An 18,305-nucleotide genomic window follows, 5' to 3' on the forward strand; every position below is an offset into this window, starting at 1 on the left:
GATGAGGTGACCATGAAACCGATCAGCGACATCAATACTCCCTCCGACATGTCCGCTTTCTGGATGCCGTTCACCGCCAACCAGCAGTTCAAGGCGGCGCCGCGCATCCTGAAGTCGGCAGAGGGGATGTATTATCACTCAGAGGATGGCCGCAAGATACTGGATGGCACTGCCGGGCTCTGGTGTTGCAACGCGGGTCATGGTCGGCGCGAGATTGCCGAGGCAGTTTCCCAGCAGATTTCCCACCTTGATTTTGCCCCTACGTTCCAGATGGGACACCCCCTGCCGTTCGAGCTGGCCAACCGGCTGGTGGAGATCGCCCCCAAGGGGCTCGGCCACGTCTTCTATACCAACTCCGGTTCGGAATCGGTGGATACCGCGCTCAAGATCGCGCTGGCCTGGCAGCGGGCGCGCGGCCAGGGCTCCCGTACCCGGCTGATCGGCCGTGAGCGCGGTTACCACGGGGTCGGCTTCGGCGGCATCTCGGTGGGGGGCATTCCCGGCAACCGCAAGTGGTTCGGCTCCCTGCTGAGCGGGGTGGATCACCTGCCCCACACCCTCAACATCGCCAAGAATGCCTTCACCAAGGGGCTGCCCGAGGAGGATGTGGCGCTGGCCGACGAGCTGGAGAAGATTGTCTTCCTGCACGATGCCAGCAACATAGCGGCGGTGATCGTCGAGCCCATCGCCGGCAGTACCGGCGTGCTGATGCCCCCCAAAGGCTACCTCAAGCGGCTGCGGGAGATCTGCACCAAACACGGCATCCTGCTGATCTTCGATGAGGTGATCACCGGTTTCGGCCGCCTCGGTGCCCCCTTCGCAGCACAAGAGTTCGACGTCATCCCCGACATGATCACCTGTGCCAAGGGGCTGACCAACGGCGCCATCCCCATGGGGGCCGTGCTGGTGAGCAACGCCATCTATGACGACATGATGGCGGCCGGCAAGGGGGCCATCGAGCTGTTCCACGGCTACACCTACTCCGGCCATCCGGTAGCCGCCGCCGCGGGCCTGGCGACCCTCGAGATCTATCGCAACGAGAACCTGCTGAGCCGCGCCGCCGATCTGGCGGGCTACTGGGAGGAGGCGGCCCATTCGCTGAAGGGCTGCAAGCACGTGAAGGATGTGCGCAACTACGGGCTGGTAGCGGGCATCGAGCTCGAGTCCATGCCTGATGCGCCGGGCAAGCGCGCCTACGAGGTGTTCGTGCGCTGCTTCGAGAAGGGTCTGCTTATCCGCGTCACCGGCGACATCATCGCCCTGTCGCCGCCCCTCATCATCGAGCGCAGCCAGATCGACGATCTCTTCACCCTGCTGCAGGACGCCCTGCAGGCCCAGGACTGACTTTTAACCGATTGATGGCGCCCATCGCGGCGCCACTTGCCCGTGCCTGCTCCCCGGGGCGGCGCGGGCAGGCACGCATTACCCATCACGGAGGATTTATGACATACAGGGTCAGCAACTTCATCGACGGCGAGATGACCGAGAGCCGCAGCGAGCGCTTCGGAGCCATCTTCAACCCGGCCACCGGCCAGCAGCAGGGCCAGGTGGTGCTCAGCACCGCCGCCGAGTGCCAGGATGCCATCGCCAGCGCCGAGCGCGCCCTGGCCGACTGGGCGCAGACCCCGCCGCTGGTGCGGGCCCGGGTGCTGTTTCGCTTCAAGGAGTTGATGGAGCAGCACAGGGACGATCTGGCGCGGCTGATCAGTCGCGAGCACGGCAAGGTGTTTTCTGACGCCCAGGGCGAGCTGACCCGCGGCCTGGAAGTGGTGGAGTTTGCCTGCGGCATTCCCCACCTGCTCAAGGGGGAGCACTCCCTCAACGTGGGGCGGGGGGTCGACAGCCACTCCATGATGCAGCCGGTGGGCGTCTGCGCCGGCATCACCCCGTTCAACTTCCCGGCCATGGTGCCGCTGTGGATGTTCCCGGTGGCCATCGCCTGTGGCAACACCTTCATTCTCAAGCCGTCCGAGAAGGATCCCTCCCTCTCCCTGCGCATGGCCGAGCTGCTCAAGCAGGCCGGCCTGCCGGACGGGGTGCTCAACGTGGTCAACGGCGACAAGGAGGTGGTGGACGTGCTGCTGACCGACCCGCGGGTCGGTGCCGTGTCGTTTGTCGGCTCCACTCCCATCGCCCAGTACATCTATGCCACCGCCTCGGCCCACGGCAAGCGGGTGCAGGCGCTGGGTGGCGCCAAGAACCATATGCTGGTGATGCCGGATGCGGATCTCGAGCTGGCGGTCTCCGCCCTGATGGGGGCGGCCTACGGTGCGGCCGGCGAGCGCTGCATGGCCATTTCGGTGGCCGTGGTGGTGGGGGATGAGACGGCCGATGCGCTGGTGGCCAGGCTGTCGCCGCTGGTGGCGGCGCTGCGGGTGGGCCCGGGACTGGGCCAGAGCCCGGAGAACGAGATGGGGCCCCTCATCAGCCGCGAGCACCTCGCCAAGGTGCGCGGTTATGTGGATCAGGGGGTGGCCGAGGGGGCCGAGCTGGTGGTGGACGGCCGGGGCCTGAGCCATGGCGAGGGTTACTTCATCGGCGGCAGCCTGTTCGACCGGGTCGGCCCCGAGATGCGCATCTACCGGGAGGAGATCTTCGGCCCGGTGCTGGCCATCGTGCGGGCGCCGGACTACGAGACGGCGCTCAGGCTCATCAACGAACACGAGTACGGCAACGGCACCGCCATCTTCACCTGTGACGGCGACACCGCGCGGGACTTCACCGCCCGCGTGCAGGTCGGTATGGTAGGGGTGAACGTTCCCATCCCGGTGCCCATGGCGTTTCACAGCTTTGGTGGCTGGAAGCGGTCCATCTTCGGGCCGCTCAACATGCACGGGCCGGATGGGGTGCGCTTCTATACCCGGATGAAGACGGTGACTGCCCGCTGGCCCCAGAGCCTGCGGGCGGGCGCGGAGTTCTCCATGCCGACCATGAAGTAATCAACCATGCAGCAGCTAGCCCGGACATGGCCCGGTGGCAGGAATCCACCTTCGTTCGCCGCTATCACTGTGAAGGAGTAACAGATGCGACTGGGAATTCTCGATTGTGACCGGCTGGACCCCGACTTGGTGGGGGATTTCGGCCCCGTTTACTCCGAGATGTTTATCAAGGGCTTCCGGGCGCTGGCCCCCGGGCTGGAGTTTCGGGTCTGGTCGGCGCTCGATGGCGAGCTGCCGGCCGATCTGCACGAGTGCGATGCCTGGCTCATCACCGGCTCGCGCCACGATGCCTACAGCGACATCCCCTGGATCCGGGCGCTGCGCGACTGGATCCGGCGTGCCCACGATGCCGACGTCAAGCTGGCCGGGGTCTGCTTCGGCCACCAGGTGATCGCCCAGGCGCTGGGGGGCGAGGTGATGAAGTCCACCAAGGGCTGGGGGCTGGGGGTGTCGGTCCATCCCATGCTGGCGCGGCAACCCTGGATGGAGCCGGGGCTAGAGACCATTCGGATCCTGGCCAGCCACCAGGATCAGGTGGAGCAGCTGCCACCGGGGGCCACCCGGCTGGCGGGCAATGATTTTTGTCCCAATTTCATGTTTTTGCAGGGTGACCACATAGTGGCCATCCAGGGACATCCGGAATTCTCGGTGGAGTACAACCGGGCGCTGATCGAGCGGCGGCGGGATCTGCTGCCGGACGATCGTTACCAGCGCAGCCTCTCCTCGCTGGAGGGGGAGGTGGATTCGGCCACCATGATGCAGTGGTTGTTGCAATTTTTGGGCATCCTGCCCGGCGCCGACACGGCTGCCGGCGGGATCACAGCAGGAGAGCGAGCATGATTATTGGCGTACCCAAGGAAATCAAAAACCATGAATACCGGGTCGGCATGACTCCCGCCGGAGTGCAGGAGCTGACGGCCCGGGGACACAAGGTGCTGGTGCAGCAGCAGGGAGGCGAGGCGATCGGGCTGTCCGACGCCGAGTACCAGGCAGCCGGTGCCGAACTGGTGGCCAGCGCGGCGGAGATCTTCGCCCGGGCCGAGATGATAGTGAAGGTGAAGGAGCCCCAGCCGGAGGAGTGCGAACTGCTCAGGCCGGGTCAGCTGCTGTTCACCTACCTGCACCTGGCACCGGATCCGGTACAGACCCAGCTGCTGGTGCACTCGGGGGCGGTGGCCATCGCCTACGAGACGGTGACCGACGATCGCGGCGGCCTGCCGCTGCTGGCGCCCATGTCCGAGGTGGCGGGGCGGATGGCAATCCAGGCCGGTGCCCACAGCCTGGAGAAGGCGCAGGGAGGCAACGGCACCCTGCTGGGTGGGGTGCCTGCGGTGGCACCCGCCAAGGTGGTGGTGCTGGGCGGCGGGGTGGTCGGCGTCAACTCGGCGCGCATGGCGCTGGGACTGGGGGCCGACGTCACCATCCTGGATCGCTCCCTGCCGCGACTGCGGGAGCTGGACAGCCTGTACGGCCCTGCCCTCAAGACCCTCTACTCCACCCGTACCAATATCGAGGCGTGCATCGCCCAGGCTGACCTGGTGATCGGTGCCGTGCTGATCCCGGGGGCGGCGGCGCCCAAGCTGCTGACCCGCGACATGCTCAAGCTGATGCGCAAGGGCTCGGTGCTGGTGGACGTGGCCATCGATCAGGGCGGCTGTTTCGAGACCTCCCACCCGACCACCCACGAGGAGCCTACCTACGTGGTGGACGGCATCATCCACTACTGCGTGGCCAACATGCCGGGCGGGGTGGCGCGCACCTCCACCTTCGCGCTGACCAACGCCACCCTGCCGTTCGTGCTGGCGCTGGCCGACAAGGGCTACGCCCGGGCGCTGCAGGACGATCGCCACCTGCGGGCCGGTCTGAACGTGTTCAAGGGCAAGATCACCCAGGCGGCTGTGGCGCAGGCGCTCGGCTATGAGTACGTCAGCGCCGAGTCGGTACTGGGCTGACGCAGCCGTCGCTCGCCCGCTCGGCAAACGTCGAGCGGGCTCACAAACCCCGCGATTTCAGGGAGGGCCGCCACGGCCCTTTCTCATATACTGGGCTCCCCTGTCAGTGAGGTCTCTTCATGTCCCGCATTCTGCTGCTCGCCAATCTCAACTGTGATCACGTGCTCTCTCTCTCCGAACCCCTGGTGGCCGGTGCCCGCCTGCAATACCTGGATCAGGGCCGCCGGCTCGGCGGTGGCGCTGCCAACACCGGCATCGGGCTGGTGTGGGCCGGCCATGAGGTGACCATCGCCTCGCGCATCGGGCTGGACGAAACCGGCGACTGGCTGCTGGAGCAGGCGGCGGGCTACGGTCTGGATTGCAGCCATGTGGAGCGTTTCGGCGGCGAGACCGGCGAGCTGCTGATCCTGGTGGACTCCACCGGCGAGCGCACCATCCTTCGGCGGCCACGGCGCCCGGACCTGCCGGGTGATCTGCCGAGCGAGGGGGTGGACTGCCTCTATGTGAACTACCCGGGCACCGCCATCATCGGCTACATGCGCCAGATGCTCGGCAAGAGCTTCGTGGTGGCCCAGTACCCCAAGGGCGGCCAGGCGCGTCGCCCCTGTCACGTGCTGGTGGCCTCCCGCTCCGACCTCGGCGAGGTGGACGACCCCTGGCAGCATGCCCGCCAGATCGCCGGCGAGCAGCTGGCCTGGCTGGTGCTGACCGAAGGCAAGGCGGGGGCGGTGGCCATTCACGGTGAGGAGCAGATCCGGGTGGCGGCGCGGCCGGTGTCGGTGGTGGACACCACGGGGGCGGGGGATGCCTTCGCCGGCGGTCTGATCCACGGGCTGGCGCGAGGCATGGCGATCCGGGATGCACTGCAGTGCGCGGTGGACTGGGGCGCCTTCGCGGTCGCCTCCGAGAGTTCCATCCCCTCCAGCGCCCTGAAAAACTGGCTCAGGCAGCCGCACTGAGCCGCCATGAACCGTTGCCGATGAGGTCGCCTTGTACGGGCCGAGGCGGAGGGGAAAACCGGCGAATTTAACCGCCATAACCCCCCAAAACCTTGGACTAACCCTGCAAGTTTGCGATCAATCAAAGAAAGTGTCGATTTATGTGCATCTTCATCGACACCCGCCTGAGCTGCTCTTAACCTTGTCATTCCACGACTCAGATTAAGATGCGGACCTTGCGCGGGCGCAAGCGCTTCCCCGCCTCTTAGCTTTAGGTTGTCGTCCTGATTTCTGACTTGTAGTAAGAGGCAAGTGCGACCATGCAACTGACACGATTTACCGACTATGCCCTGCGTACCCTGACTTTTCTGGCGGTCCAGCCGGGAGATCGCCTGTCGACCATCACCGAGGTGGCCGATACCTTTGCCATCTCCCGCAACCACGTGGTCAAGATAGTGCATCAGCTCGGTATCAAGGGGTACATAGAGACGGTGCGTGGCAAGCATGGCGGCATCCGCCTCGGCCGCTCCGCCGTCTCCATCAATTTGCGTGACGTGGTGATGGACATGGAGCACGTGCTCTGCCCGGTGGACTGCAAGCGCGAGAACTGCCGCCTCTCCGGTGGCTGCCGCATCCAGGGTATTCTGCGCCGCGCCATGAACGCCTTCCTCGAGGTGTTGGGGGAGTACACCCTGGCCGATGCGGTGCGCGATCCGACCCGGCTCTGCCACCTGCTCGGCATCGAACAGGATTCGATTCTGGCCATGGCATAAGCCAGGCAAGCATGACAAAGGGGCCCACGGGCCCCTTTGTCATGTCCGGGGTTTGAGTTCAGAGCTGGGGGATCAGGGTGATGGCGCCGTGCAGGCAGGCGAGACCGCAGGCGCCGCAGCCGTCGCAGGCCGCCATGTTGATGCTGACGCCGTCGGCGGTAGCCTTGATCGCCTGCTGGGGGCAGGCATCTTCACACAGCAGGCAGTAGAAGCCCTGCCGGGCCTGGCAGCTGGCCTCGATCCGCACCCGGGTCTGCACCTGACGACCCAGCTGCAGGTCGAGGGCGCCGGTCGGACAGGCTCTGGCGCAGCTGCCGCAATAGCTGCACTGGCCGCAGGCGAGATCCAGCACGGGCGTGCCGGCGATGGGGGTGTCGTCATATTCGGGCTGGTTGGCCGGTTTGAGCAGGCCGTTGGGACAGGCCTTGAAGCATTCACCGCAGCGGGAGCAGAGGGAGAGAAACTGGGACTCTTCGATGGCCCAGGGGGGACGCGCTTCGTGACAAACCACCTCCGGTTTGCGAGAGCCCCCCAATGCTTGCGTCAGCCAGCGACAGAAAAAATGAGTCATGCTCACCCCTGATACCTATTAGGGGTTAATTTTATCCAAGTTTCCCTTCGCAAGCCAGAGAATAGCGCCGGCCAGGATCGCAAGCCGGGTTGCCCTTGTGTAAGCTAGGCGGGTCTTTTTGCAGGATTGAATGAACTCATGTGGTTATTTCTGTGGCGTGCGTCTCTGCTCTATGTCTTCCCCTTGCTGATGTGGGGCTACTGCCGCATCAAGGGGATCGAATTCGTCGAGCTCGACACCGGAGTTAACAGTCACAAGTGGGTGGTGCTGGCCGCCTATCTGCTCTACGTGCTGCTCTGGCTGCTGCTCAACCGCTATCTCGAACTCTTTCTGCGTCAGCGGAGCCGCAAATGATCGAGCCCGGGCTCTGGACCCTGCTGTTGCCTGCCGCCGTACTGGCGCTCGGCTTGGGCTGGCTGGCGGGCCGACGTGGTGCGGCCCAGCTGGTCCAGCAGGTGCTGCTGAGCCAGGAGCGCCAGCAGGCGCTGCAGGATCGCTGTGACGAGCTGCAGGATGAAAAGCTGCAGGGCCAGCAGAAGCTGGAGCAGCAGCAGACCCTGCTCATCAAGCTGACCGCCCGTCTCAAGGATGCCGAAGCCACCCTGCGCAGCGAGCGACTGGCCGCCGCCGAGAAGCTGCAACTGCAACAGGAGGCGGAACAGCGGCTCAGCCAGCAGTTCGAGAACCTCGCCAACCGAATCTTCGAGCAAAACTCGGGCAACTTCCGCGAACTGAATCAGAACAGCTTAGATTTGTTGCTGACTCCGCTGAAAGAGCAGCTCGAGGGCTTTCGCCGCCAGGTGGGGGAAACCCACGCCCAGGAGACGGCCCAGCGCCACAACCTCAAGTTTGAGCTGGAGCGTCTGGCCGAGCTCAATGCCCGCATGACCGAAGAGGCGGCGGCGCTGACCCGCGCCCTCAAGGGCGACAGCAAGCAGCAGGGCAACTGGGGCGAGGTGGTGCTGGCACGGATCCTCAGCGAATGCGGCCTGCGCGAGGGCCACGAGTACCACACCCAGGTCAACATCGAGGTGGACAAGGGCAAGCGCTACCAACCCGACGTCATCGTCCACCTGCCGCAGGACAAGGACATCATCATCGACGCCAAGGTGTCGCTGACCGCCTACGAGCGCTGGTACAACAGCGATGACGAGCTGGAGAAGGCGGTGGCGCTGAAAGAGCACGTCGCCTCGGTGCGCAACCATATCCGCGAGCTGGGCCGCAAGGATTACCTGCAGCTGCCGGGGGTGCGCACCCTCGATTACGTGCTGATGTTCGTGGCGGTGGAGCCCGCCTTCCTCACCGCGGTGGAGGCCGACCCCTCGCTGGTGCGATTCGGTCTCGACAACAACATCCTGCTGGTGAGCCCCACCAACCTGATGGTAGCGCTGCGCACCATAGAGAACCTGTGGCGCTATGAGCGGCAGAACCAGAATGCCCGCCAGATCGCCGAGCGGGCCGGCCGCCTCTACGAGAAGCTGCGGCTGTTCGTGGAGGAGATGCAGCAGCTGGGTGGCAGCCTGCACCGGGCGCAGGAGAGCTACGACAAGGCGATGGGGCGGCTGGTCAACGGGCGCGGCAACCTGATCGCCCAGGTGGAGCGCTTTCGCGAGCTGGGGGTGGAGGTGACCAAGACCCTGCCCGAGCCGCTGGTCAACCGGGCGCTGGAGCGGGAAGACCCGGCCGAGTGAGGCGGGGCCTCATGCTTCATGCAACAACAAGAAGGGCAGCCAGTGGCTGCCCTTCTGCATTTCTTCGTCTTGATACCCTTCGCCATTCGATCTCGCGCACTCGCCGGTTACTGCTTCCAGAAGGAGGGGAAGAAGAGCACCGCCACGGTCAGGATCTCGAGCCGTCCCAGCAGCATGCCGAACGACAGGATCCACTTGGCCGAGTCCGGCAGGGTGGCGAAGTTGGTGCTGGGGCCGATGATCGGGCCCATGCCCGGACCCACGTTGGCGACGGCGGTGATGGAGCCCGAGATGGCGGTCAGGGGATCCAGCCCGATGGCGGCGAGCAGGGCGGCGATCAGCAGGATGACGGCGAAGTAGGCCAGCACGAACGAGATCATCGAGCGGATGATGGCGTCGTTGACCGGGCGGCCGTTGTACTTCTGCGGGAAGACGCCGGAGGGGTGCATCAGCTGGCGCATCTGCTTCTTGAACAGGGCGAACGCCACCTGCACCCGGAAGATCTTGAGGCCGCCGGCGGTGGAGCCGGAGCAGGCGCCGAGGGCCAGCAGGATGATGAAGATGATGCTGGTGAGCGGGCCCCAGGTGCCGAAGTCACCGAGCCCGAAGCCGGTGGTGGTGAGCACGGAGACGATGTTGAAGCAGCTGATGCGCAGGGCATCCATGAAGCCGTAGATGTCCCTTAGCCACAGATAGAAGGTGACCACCACGGTGACCCAGACTACCAGCCAGAAGAAACCCTGTACCTGGGCGTCCTTGAGCAGGCTGTTGTCACGCCGGCTCAGGCTCTGCACGTAGAGCAGGAAGGGCAGGCCGCCGAGGAACATGAAGACGGTACCGATCCAGTGTGCGGAGTTGGAGAAGTGGGACATGGATTGATCGGAGGTGGAGTAGCCGCCGGTGCTGAGGGTGGTCATCGAGTGATTGACCGCCTCGAACAGGGTCATGCCGCTCACCCAGTAGGCCAGGAAGCAGAGCATGGAGAGCACCAGGTAGACCAGCACTATGTTGTTGGCCACCGTCTTGGCGCGCGGCGCACTCTTGTCGGACCAATCCGAGCTCTCGGTCTGGAACAGCTTCATGCCGCCCACGTTGAGGTAGGGCAGCACCGCCACCGCCATCACGATAAAGCCCACCCCGCCCAGCCACTGCAGGATGGAGCGCCACAGCAATATGCTGTGGGCCATGCCGTCGAGCCCCGACAGCACGGTGGAGCCCGTGGTGGTGACTCCCGACATGGTCTCGAAATAGGCGTCGGTGAAGTCGATGTGGTTGATGAAGAAGAAGGGCAGGGCGCCGAAGATGCAGGCTACCACCCAGACCGAGGTGGTGAGCAGGAACATCTCCCGCACGCCGAGGTGGAACACCGCCTTGCGGCCGTAATGCAGGCAGAGCAGGGCGGCACCGTGGGTGATCAGCACCGACTTGAGAAACTCGACGAACCCCTCGGAGCCGGTCAGCAGGGCCAGCAGGGTGGGCAGCCACATGAACAGGGCCAGCTTGGAGAGCACCAGCCCGAGGGTGAAGATGATGGGACGCAGCTTGATCATGCAAGATAACCTGGTCGTTGATTGACAAAAGACCCGGACAATCCCTGGTAGAGGCTGTGCCGGGTCTGGGTTGTGCTGCCTGGGTGCATGGGCAGATTACAGGAAGAAGGGACTTGGCTGGAACAGACGTTCCACTTCCGGAATGTACTTCTTGTCCACCAGGAACATCACCACGTGGTCATCCTGCTGGATCTGGGTCCGGTCGTGGGCGATCAGCACCTCGTCACCGCGCACGATGGCGCCGATGGTGGTGCCGGGCGGCAGCTTGAGCTCGCCCACCGTCTTGCCAACCACCTTGGAGGTGTTCTCGTCCCCGTGGGCGATCGCCTCTATGGCCTCGGCCGCCCCGCGGCGCAGGCTGTAGACGTTGGCGATGTCGGCCCGGCGCACGTGGGTCAGCAGGGCCGAGATGGTGGCCTGCTGCGGCGAGATGGCGATGTCGATGGAGCCGCCCTGCACCAGATCCACATAGGCGCTGCGCTGGATCAGCACCATGGTCTTCTTGGCGCCCATCTTCTTGGCGAGCAGGGCCGACATGATGTTGGCCTCGTCCTCGTTGGTCACCGCGATGAAGACGTCGATCTGGTCGATGTGCTCCTCCGCCAGCAGCTCCTGATCCGCCGCGTCACCGCAGAAGACGATGGTGTTTTCCAGCACCTCGGAGAGCTGCTCCGCCCGTTTCTGGTTGCGCTCGATCAGCTTCACGCTGTAGCGCTTCTCCAGCTGGCGGGCGAGGCCGGCGCCGATGTTGCCGCCGCCGACGATCATGATGCGCCGGTAGGGGCTCTCGAGCCGCTGCAGCTCCGACATCACGGCGCGGATATGGCCCGCCGCCGCCACGAAGAACACCTCGTCATCGGCCTCGATAATGGTGGTGCCCTGTGGGCGGATGGAGCGGCCCTGACGGAAGATCGCCGCCACCCGGGTCTCGATGTTGGGCATGTGATCGCGCAGGGTGGAGAGGGCGTTGCCCACCAGCGGGCCGCCGTAGTAGGCCTTGACCGCCACCAGACCCACCTTGCCGCCGGCGAAGTCCACCACCTGCAGGGCGCCCGGGTACTCGATCAGGCGGCGCACGTAGTCGGTCACCAGCTGCTCGGGGGCGATCAGGTGATCCACCGGCACGGATTCGGGCAGAAACAGCCGATCCCGTTCCACCAGATAGGCCGGCGAGCGGATCCGCGCCACCTTGTTGGGGGTGTTGAACAGGGAGTAGGCCACCTGGCAGGCGACCATGTTGGTCTCGTCGCTGTTGGTGACCGCGACCAGCATGTCGGCATCCTGGGCGCCCGCTTCGCGCAGCACCTTGGGATGGGCGCCGTGGCCGTTCACCACCCGCAGGTCGAACTTGTCCTGCAGCTCGCGCAGCCGGTCGCTGTCGGTGTCGACGATGGTGATGTCGTTGTTCTCGCCGGCCAGGTTCTCGGCCAGGGTGCCGCCGACCTGACCGGCGCCCAGAATGATGATCTTCATAGGACGGCCTCATGAGCATCGCCGCTGCAACGGCGGCCAGGGTGCGTGGGGACGGTCATCAACAGGATGAATCTCATAGGGAAAGCGCGCTCGATGTTGGGCAGTAATGGGTGCCGCAAGCGGCACCCGTCGTGAGTATGGCCCTGCTTACCGCTTGATCAGCTTGGCATAGTAGAAGCCGTCCATCTCGGCCTCGCCCGGCAGGAACTGGCGACCCGGGCACTCCGGGGTGTCCTGCGCATGCAGCGGCACCAGAGTGGCGTCCGGGGTGGCCGCGAGGAAGGCGCGGATCTGGTCGCGGTTCTCTTCCGGCAGCACGGAGCAGGTGGCATACAGCAGAGTACCGCCGCTTTTCAGTTTCAACCAGAGGGCGCCGAGGATGCGGTGTTGCAGCTCGGCCAGCTCGCGGATGTCCTGATCCCGGCGCAGCCACTTGATGTCGGGGTGACGGCGGATGACGCCGGTGGCGGAGCAGGGGGCATCCAGCAGGATGCGGTCGAACTGACCCTCCGGCCACCACAGATCCGGTGTGCTGGCATCGCCGTGGATCACCTTGGCGGTGAGGCCGATGCGATCCAGGTTCTCCTGCACCCGCTTGAGGCGGTTGTCGTCGGCATCGACCGCCACCACGCCGGCCAGCGCGGGCTGGCGCTCCAGCAGGTGGGCGGTCTTGCCACCGGGGGCGGCGCAGGCATCCAGCACCCACTCGCCCGGCTGCGGGTCGAGCAGCGCGGCAGCCTGTTGTGCTGCGCCATCCTGTACCGAGCAGTCGCCGACCTCGAAGCCGGGCAGCTTGGTCACGTCGCAGGGACGTTCCAGCAGGATGCAATCCTCACCCTCTTCACCGGCCATCGCATTGATGCCGGCCTCGGCCATGCGGGCCAGCATCTGCTCGCGGCTCTGGCGCTGGCTGTTGTTGCGGATCCACATGGGCGGGCGCTGGTTGTTGGCCTCCATGATGAATTCCCACTCATCCGGATAGGCCTGGCGCAGCCGCTTGGTGAGCCACTCCGGGTGACCGAGACGGATGCTGGGGACACGGTCGATGCGCAGCAGAATGACTTCGGCGCTGCGCTGGAAGTTGCGCAGCACACCGTTGATGAGGCCGCGCAAGGAGGTGCCCTTGAGCAGCTTGACGGCGTTGACGGTCTCGGCCACCGCGGCGTGAGCCGGAACGCGGGTGTAGATGAGCTGATAGAGACCGACCAGGATCAGGTAGTGGAAGATGCGGCTCTTGTTCTTGAGCGGCTTGTCCATCATCTCGCCGACCGCCGCATCGAGGCGGGGCAGCCAGCGCAGGGTGCCGTAGCAGAGTTCTTGCAGGAGGGCGCGATCGCGGGGCGCAACCTTCTCCTGGGCAGCAGGCAGGACGGCGGAGAGGGACTGGCCCTGATCCAGCACCTGTTGAATGACGAGAGCAGCCTGTGCGCGTGTTTTCATAGTGTTACCTTAGATGCGCAAGCCGGGGCCTGGGCCCCGCCTTGTGTCAATTCAGTTCAATTCAATTGCGTGCCGGGTTCAAACCAGTCGCGGCGAGAGTTGAGCAGGTCAGTCACGGACATGGCCTTCTTGCCGGGCGGCTGCAGGGTCAGCAGGCGCAGCACGCCCTTGCCGGTGGCGATGTCGATTCCCTGCTTGTCAGCCTTGAGCAGGGTACCGGCCGCCTGGCCGTGATCCTGTGCGACGACCTCGGCCTGCCATACCTTGACGGTCTGGCCGGCGACTTCAAACCAGCTGATGGGCCAGGGGTTGAAGGCGCGGATGCAGCGCTCGATGGCGACGGCTTCCATGGACCAGTCGATGCGGGCCTCTTCCTTGGAGAGCTTCTCGGCGTAGTTGGCCTGTGCATCGTCCTGCACTTCGGCGGCGGTGTTGCCGGCAGCCATGGCATTGACGGTGTCGACCAGTGCCTGCGGGCCCAGCCCGGCCAGCTTGTCATAGAGGCTGGCAGAGGTTTCGTCGGCGGCGATGGGGCAGCTCACCTTGCGGATCATGGCGCCGGTATCCAGCCCCACATCCATCTGCATGATGGTGACGCCGGTTTCGGCATCACCCGCCCAGATGGAGCGCTGGATCGGGGCGGCACCGCGCCAGCGCGGCAGCAGGGAACCGTGCACGTTGATGCAACCCAGCCGTGGGGTATCGAGCACGGCCTTGGGCAGGATCAGGCCGTAGGCGACCACTACCATCAGGTCGGCGCCAAGGGCGGCCAGCTCGGCCTGGGCCTCTTCCTTGCGCAGGGAGGCGGGTTGATAGACCGGCAGATCGTGGGCCAGCGCCAACTCCTTGACCGGGCTGGCAGTGAGCTTCTGGCCGCGGCCGGCAGGCTTGTCGGGCTGGGTATAAACGGCGACGACCTCGTGGTCGGAAGACAACAACGCCGCCAGGTGACGGGCGGCGAAGTCGGGAGTACCGGCAAAAATCAGTTTCAGCTTATTCAATGGGGCAGATCCTCAGAGGACTTTGCGATCTTCACGGGCCATCTTTTCCAGCTTCTGGCGAATGCGCTGGCGCTTGAGCGGGGACAGGTAATCCACAAACAGCTTGCCGACCAGATGGTCCATCTCATGTTGGATGCAGATGGCGAGCAGATCGTCTGCTTCCAGCTCGAATGCCTTGCCGTGGCGATCCAGGGCGCGCACCTTGACCCACTCGGCGCGGGGCACCAGGGCACGGCTGCCAGGCACGGAGAGGCACCCTTCCTCGATGCCGGTGCTGCCGGCCTGCTCGATGATCTCGGGGTTGATCAATACCAGAGGATCTTCACGGTTTTCAGAGACATCGATCACTATGATGCGCTGATGAATGTCGACCTGAGTGGCGGCGAGGCCGATGCCTTCCTCCGCGTACATGGTTTCGAACATATCATCTACAATGTGTTGTAACTCGGGTGTAAAGGTCTCGACAGGGGCTGCGACGGTACGCAGACGCTCATCGGGGAAACGCAATACATCTAGAATGGCCATAGTTTTTTCTTTAGTTTCGTATAAATGCAGTCAATATTGGCGTAATTCTAGTCATTTACGCCGACAAAAAACAGCAACACTTTGCGCGCAGAAGTAACAGGGAGTGTTATGTATCTGAAGCAAACCATCCTCGCCTGTCTGTTGGCCACCCTGAGCCAGGGCGTGCTGGCCGACCAGCTGAAACTGAAAGCGGGTTATCCCGAGACCTATGTGGTGCAAAAAGGCGATACCCTCTGGGATATTTCCGGCCAGTATCTGGCGGAGCCTTGGCTATGGCCAAGGCTCTGGAACATCAACCCGCAGATCGCCAATCCACACTGGATCTACCCGGGCGACGTGCTGCACCTGAGTTGGGTCAACGGCGAGCCGCGGCTTGGCAAGGCGATGCAGGGCGGCAAGCAGGTTGTTCACCTCTCTCCCAAGAGTCGTTACGAGAACAAGGCCAACCCCATTCCAACTCTGCCACTCAGCGAGATCGGCCCCTTCCTGCAAACCGACCATATTCTGGCTGACAGCCAGCAGGCAAAGCAGTTGCCTTATGTGCTGGGCAATGATGAGGCACACATTGGCATGCTGGAGGGGGATACCCTCTACGTACAGGGCTCGCTGATCCCGGGTCAGGACTATGGCATCTATCATCCGGGGACCATCTACAAAGACAAGAAGAGTGGCGAACAGTTGGGGCAAGAGGCGGTCTTCGTCGGCACGGCCAGGGCGGAAGCCCTGCTGCCAGACGGCCGCACCCGGGTTACCCTCAGCCACAACCAGCGCGAGGTGTATCAGGGCGACAAGCTGATGCCGTTCCCGCCGCAGGAGAGCCTCTCCGCCGTGTTCATTCCCAAGGCTGCCCCCGTCATCTCGCCCGGCTATATCGTCGACTTGCCGAGCAAGGCTCGCGGCGGTGGCAAGTTCGACGTCGTGCTCATCAACAAGGGCATACGTGATCAGGTTGCCCCCGGTGATGTGCTGGAGATTCTGCGCCCCGGTGCCCGGCTGGTGAGCAAGAATGGCAAGGTCGCCTATCGGGAGTACTCCTCGGTCTATGACAAGGCATTCTATTCGGCCGGCAAGCCGCCCCTGCCGTCGGAGGCCGTGGCCCGAGTCATGTTGTTCAAGGTGTACGACAAGCTGAGTTATGGCCTGATCCTGCAGAGTCAGGATATGGTCAGCACCGGTTATCAGGTCAGCAACTTCTAACGTGCCTCTTCCATCCGGGCGACTCGCGCTGTGGTTGACGCTGGATGCCGTCACCGGCATTGGCCCGGTCACCGCCGCTCGCTTGCTGGCTCATTTTGGCGGTGACATCGTCACCCTGTTCGGCGCTGATGACGGCACCCTGCGATCCCTTGGTCTGCAGAGCGCTCAAATCCAGCAGATGAGGTGGCCCCAGCCGGTTGTCGAGCAGGCTCTGAGCTGGGCCGCCGAGCCCGGCAATCACCTCCTGTGTCCGGATGACCCCGCCTATCCCGCTTTGCTCAAAGAGATCCCTGCCGCCCCGCTGCTGCTCTACTGCTGCGGCAACCTGGCTGCCCTGTCTGTTCCTCAGCTGGCGATGGTCGGCACACGCCATCCCACCTATGCCGGCAAGAATAATGCTGCCCGCCTCTGCAGTGAGCTGGTCGCCTGCGGGCTGGCCATCACTTCCGGACTGGCGCTTGGCATCGATGGGGTGTGTCATCAGCAGGCGTTGGCGACAGGGGGGACTACCCTGGCCGTGCTGGGCTCAGGGCTCGACTGCCTCTATCCGAAGCGCCATCAGGGGTTGGCCATGGAGATCCTGGCGCGAGGCGGCTTGCTTATCTCCGAGCTGGCACCCGACAAGGGACCGTTGGCCGAGCACTTTCCACGGCGCAATCGCATCATCAGTGGCTTGTCGTTGGGGACCCTGGTAGTAGAGGCGGCCGAGCAGAGCGGTTCGCTCATCACGGCCCGTTATGCATTGGAACAGGGGCGAGAGGTCTTTGCCGTCCCAGGTGCCCCGCAAAACGTGCAGGCACTGGGTTGCAACAAATTAATCCAGCAGGGGGCCAAACTTGTATTGAGCGCGGCCGATATAGTGGAAGAGCTGCCCGGATTTGTCGGTCTGTTGCAGCAAGTGGCTGACTTGTCTGAGCATTCGAATAATAGCGAATTGCCTTATGCCGATTTGTTGGATAACGTAGATTATGAGACCACGAGCGTGGATACCGTTGCCGAACGGTCCCAGCTTCCTGTCGAAGTGGTATTGGGCAGGTTGGTAGAGCTGGAGCTGGCCGGTGCAGTGATGGCGGTAGCCGGTGGATACGTCAGAGCGAGGAGGGCGAATCATGTTTGATGTATTGATGTACCTTTTCGAGACCTACATCCACAGCGATGCAGATGTGATGGTCGAGCAGAATGAACTCACCGACGAACTGAGCCGGGCAGGTTTCGACAAAGACGAGATCGAGAAGGCGCTCAACTGGCTGGAGAGACTGGCCAACCTGCATGACAGCGAGCGGGAGGTCTACGTCGCCGCCAGCGCGCAAGGCTCCATGCGTATCTATGCTCCACAAGAACTGGCACGCCTCAGTACCGAGTGCCGCGGTTTCCTGCTGTTTCTGGAACAAGCCCAGGTACTCAATGCCGAAACCCGCGAAATCTGCATCGAGCGCCTGCTCGAGCTTGATAAACCGGATATCGAGCTGGACGATCTGAAGTGGGTCGTCATGATGGTGCTGTTCAACGTACCGGGCAGTGAAAATGCCTACCAGCAGATGGAAGAGCTGGTGTTTGACGAGTCAGACGGTGTCATCCACTGACAGCCCGGTGCCGCGCTGGTAGAATTCAGGTCATCTGGATTTCAAGGCGCGGCCCATGTCAAAAATCGATCATCACCTCTTTTCAGCCCACGAACATGCCTTCGAGCGCGAACCGTGCCCGCAGTGTGGGGCCGAGCTGGTGATCCGCCAGGGCAAGCATGGTCCCTTCCTCGGTTGCTCCGCCTATCCTGCCTGTGATTATATCCGCTCCCTGACCCCGTCCGGTCGTGACATCGAAAAGGTGCTTGAGGGCTCGGCCTGCCCGGACTGCGGCCAGCCGCTGGCTATCAAGAAGGGGCGTTATGGCCTGTTTGTCGGCTGCACCCAGTACCCGGCCTGCCAGCACATCGAATCCCTGCAGGAGAGCGACGATACCCAGATCCTCTGCCCGGAGTGTGGCAAGGGGCACCTCATCAGCCGAACCTCCCGCTATGGCAAGCAGTTCTACTCTTGCGACGGTTACCCCCATTGCAAATATGTGGTGAATGACAAGCCGGTCCCCATGCCTTGCCCACAATGTGGCTGGGGTATCATGGTCGAGAAAAAGGTGAGGGGAGCACTGCGCTGGATCTGCCCGCAAAAGAAATGCGGCCACCAGAGCGAGCAGGTATAATCCGGCCGCCACAAGCGAATTGAAACGTTTTCGGCTAACTTCAACCCCCCACTTGGAGT

At 63.8% G+C, this 18,305-nt stretch carries 18 protein-coding genes; 12 read left to right on the plus strand and 6 right to left on the minus strand.

The genetic code is table 11. From position 1 onward, the window contains the following. Positions 1-12: 12 nt before the first annotated feature. The 6 genes from QLG02_RS20240 (at position 13) to QLG02_RS20265 (ending at position 6,602) form a co-directional block, all read left to right on the plus strand. Positions 13-1,344 carry an aspartate aminotransferase family protein gene (locus tag QLG02_RS20240; RefSeq protein ID WP_282465999.1) on the plus strand — a complete coding sequence of 444 codons (1,332 nt, stop codon included), beginning with the start codon at positions 13-15 and terminating at the stop codon, positions 1,342-1,344. A gap of 98 nt (positions 1,345-1,442) precedes the next feature. Then, a complete protein-coding gene (locus tag QLG02_RS20245; RefSeq protein ID WP_045528677.1) occupies positions 1,443-2,939 on the plus strand; it encodes a CoA-acylating methylmalonate-semialdehyde dehydrogenase in 1,497 nt (498 codons plus the stop codon). Between the two features lie 84 nt (positions 2,940-3,023). Then, complete coding sequence (locus tag QLG02_RS20250; protein ID WP_011704255.1) at positions 3,024-3,779, plus strand: glutamine amidotransferase; 756 nt, start codon at positions 3,024-3,026, stop codon at positions 3,777-3,779. Continuing rightward, positions 3,776-4,891 carry an alanine dehydrogenase gene (gene ald, locus QLG02_RS20255; RefSeq protein WP_011704256.1) on the plus strand — a complete coding sequence of 372 codons (1,116 nt, stop codon included), beginning with the start codon at positions 3,776-3,778 and terminating at the stop codon, positions 4,889-4,891. The genes QLG02_RS20250 and ald overlap by 4 nt, the downstream gene beginning before the upstream one ends. A 119-nt stretch (positions 4,892-5,010) precedes the next feature. Further along, positions 5,011-5,850: a PfkB family carbohydrate kinase gene (locus tag QLG02_RS20260; RefSeq protein ID WP_011704257.1), complete on the plus strand. Its 840-nt coding sequence runs from the start codon at positions 5,011-5,013 to the stop codon at positions 5,848-5,850. A gap of 299 nt (positions 5,851-6,149) precedes the next feature. Further along, complete coding sequence (locus QLG02_RS20265; RefSeq protein ID WP_011704258.1) at positions 6,150-6,602, plus strand: Rrf2 family transcriptional regulator; 453 nt, start codon at positions 6,150-6,152, stop codon at positions 6,600-6,602. Between the two features lie 58 nt (positions 6,603-6,660). On the opposite strand, the gene QLG02_RS20270 is transcribed toward QLG02_RS20265, so the two are convergent. Beyond that, positions 6,661-7,173 (minus strand): ferredoxin-type protein NapF, encoded by a 513-nt coding sequence (locus QLG02_RS20270; RefSeq protein ID WP_011704259.1) that lies wholly within the window; start codon positions 7,171-7,173, stop codon positions 6,661-6,663. A 138-nt stretch (positions 7,174-7,311) separates the two neighbouring features. On the opposite strand from QLG02_RS20270, the gene QLG02_RS20275 reads away from it, so the two are divergent. Together QLG02_RS20275 and rmuC are read left to right on the plus strand one after the other, a co-directional pair. After that, on the plus strand, positions 7,312-7,527 hold the full coding sequence (locus tag QLG02_RS20275) for a hypothetical protein (RefSeq protein ID WP_016349071.1): 216 nt from the start codon (positions 7,312-7,314) through the stop codon (positions 7,525-7,527). Continuing rightward, complete coding sequence (rmuC, locus tag QLG02_RS20280) at positions 7,524-8,864, plus strand: DNA recombination protein RmuC (protein ID WP_282466000.1); 1,341 nt, start codon at positions 7,524-7,526, stop codon at positions 8,862-8,864. Before QLG02_RS20275 ends, rmuC begins: the two co-directional genes overlap by 4 nt. Positions 8,865-8,971: 107 nt before the next feature. Here rmuC and QLG02_RS20285 read toward each other — a convergent pair whose 3' ends face one another. From QLG02_RS20285 to def, 5 genes are all read right to left on the minus strand, one after another. After that, positions 8,972-10,414 (minus strand): TrkH family potassium uptake protein, encoded by a 1,443-nt coding sequence (locus QLG02_RS20285; RefSeq protein WP_011704262.1) that lies wholly within the window; start codon positions 10,412-10,414, stop codon positions 8,972-8,974. Between the two features lie 96 nt (positions 10,415-10,510). Continuing rightward, the gene (trkA, locus tag QLG02_RS20290; RefSeq protein WP_011704263.1) at positions 10,511-11,887 is read right to left on the minus strand and encodes a Trk system potassium transporter TrkA; all 1,377 of its coding nucleotides are present in this window, start codon (positions 11,885-11,887) and stop codon (positions 10,511-10,513) included. Positions 11,888-12,034: 147 nt separating this feature from the next. After that, complete coding sequence (gene rsmB / locus QLG02_RS20295; RefSeq protein ID WP_282466001.1) at positions 12,035-13,327, minus strand: 16S rRNA (cytosine(967)-C(5))-methyltransferase RsmB; 1,293 nt, start codon at positions 13,325-13,327, stop codon at positions 12,035-12,037. A gap of 56 nt (positions 13,328-13,383) precedes the next feature. Continuing rightward, entirely contained in the window at positions 13,384-14,328 is a 945-nt protein-coding gene (gene fmt / locus QLG02_RS20300) for a methionyl-tRNA formyltransferase (protein WP_065480192.1), read from the minus strand. A gap of 12 nt (positions 14,329-14,340) precedes the next feature. After that, positions 14,341-14,853, minus strand: coding sequence for a peptide deformylase (gene def, locus QLG02_RS20305; RefSeq protein WP_011704266.1), 513 nt, complete (start codon positions 14,851-14,853; stop codon positions 14,341-14,343). Between the two features lie 108 nt (positions 14,854-14,961). On the opposite strand from def, the gene QLG02_RS20310 reads away from it, so the two are divergent. Genes QLG02_RS20310 through QLG02_RS20325 form a run of 4 tightly spaced genes read left to right on the plus strand, consistent with a single transcriptional unit; the run spans position 14,962 to position 18,246 of the window. Then, positions 14,962-16,050 (plus strand): LysM peptidoglycan-binding domain-containing protein, encoded by a 1,089-nt coding sequence (locus QLG02_RS20310; protein ID WP_201976120.1) that lies wholly within the window; start codon positions 14,962-14,964, stop codon positions 16,048-16,050. Position 16,051: 1 nt separating this feature from the next. Then, complete coding sequence (dprA, locus tag QLG02_RS20315) at positions 16,052-17,167, plus strand: DNA-processing protein DprA (RefSeq protein WP_282466002.1); 1,116 nt, start codon at positions 16,052-16,054, stop codon at positions 17,165-17,167. Next, complete coding sequence (locus QLG02_RS20320; RefSeq protein WP_011704269.1) at positions 17,160-17,633, plus strand: DUF494 family protein; 474 nt, start codon at positions 17,160-17,162, stop codon at positions 17,631-17,633. The genes dprA and QLG02_RS20320 overlap by 8 nt, the downstream gene beginning before the upstream one ends. A 55-nt stretch (positions 17,634-17,688) precedes the next feature. Then, the gene (locus tag QLG02_RS20325; RefSeq protein WP_017410581.1) at positions 17,689-18,246 is read left to right on the plus strand and encodes a type I DNA topoisomerase; all 558 of its coding nucleotides are present in this window, start codon (positions 17,689-17,691) and stop codon (positions 18,244-18,246) included. The last annotated feature ends 59 nt before the right edge of the window (positions 18,247-18,305 follow it).

This window comes from Aeromonas sp. V90_14 (assembly GCF_029967615.1).
In the GTDB taxonomy this organism is placed as follows: Bacteria; Pseudomonadota; Gammaproteobacteria; order Enterobacterales; family Aeromonadaceae; genus Aeromonas; species Aeromonas hydrophila.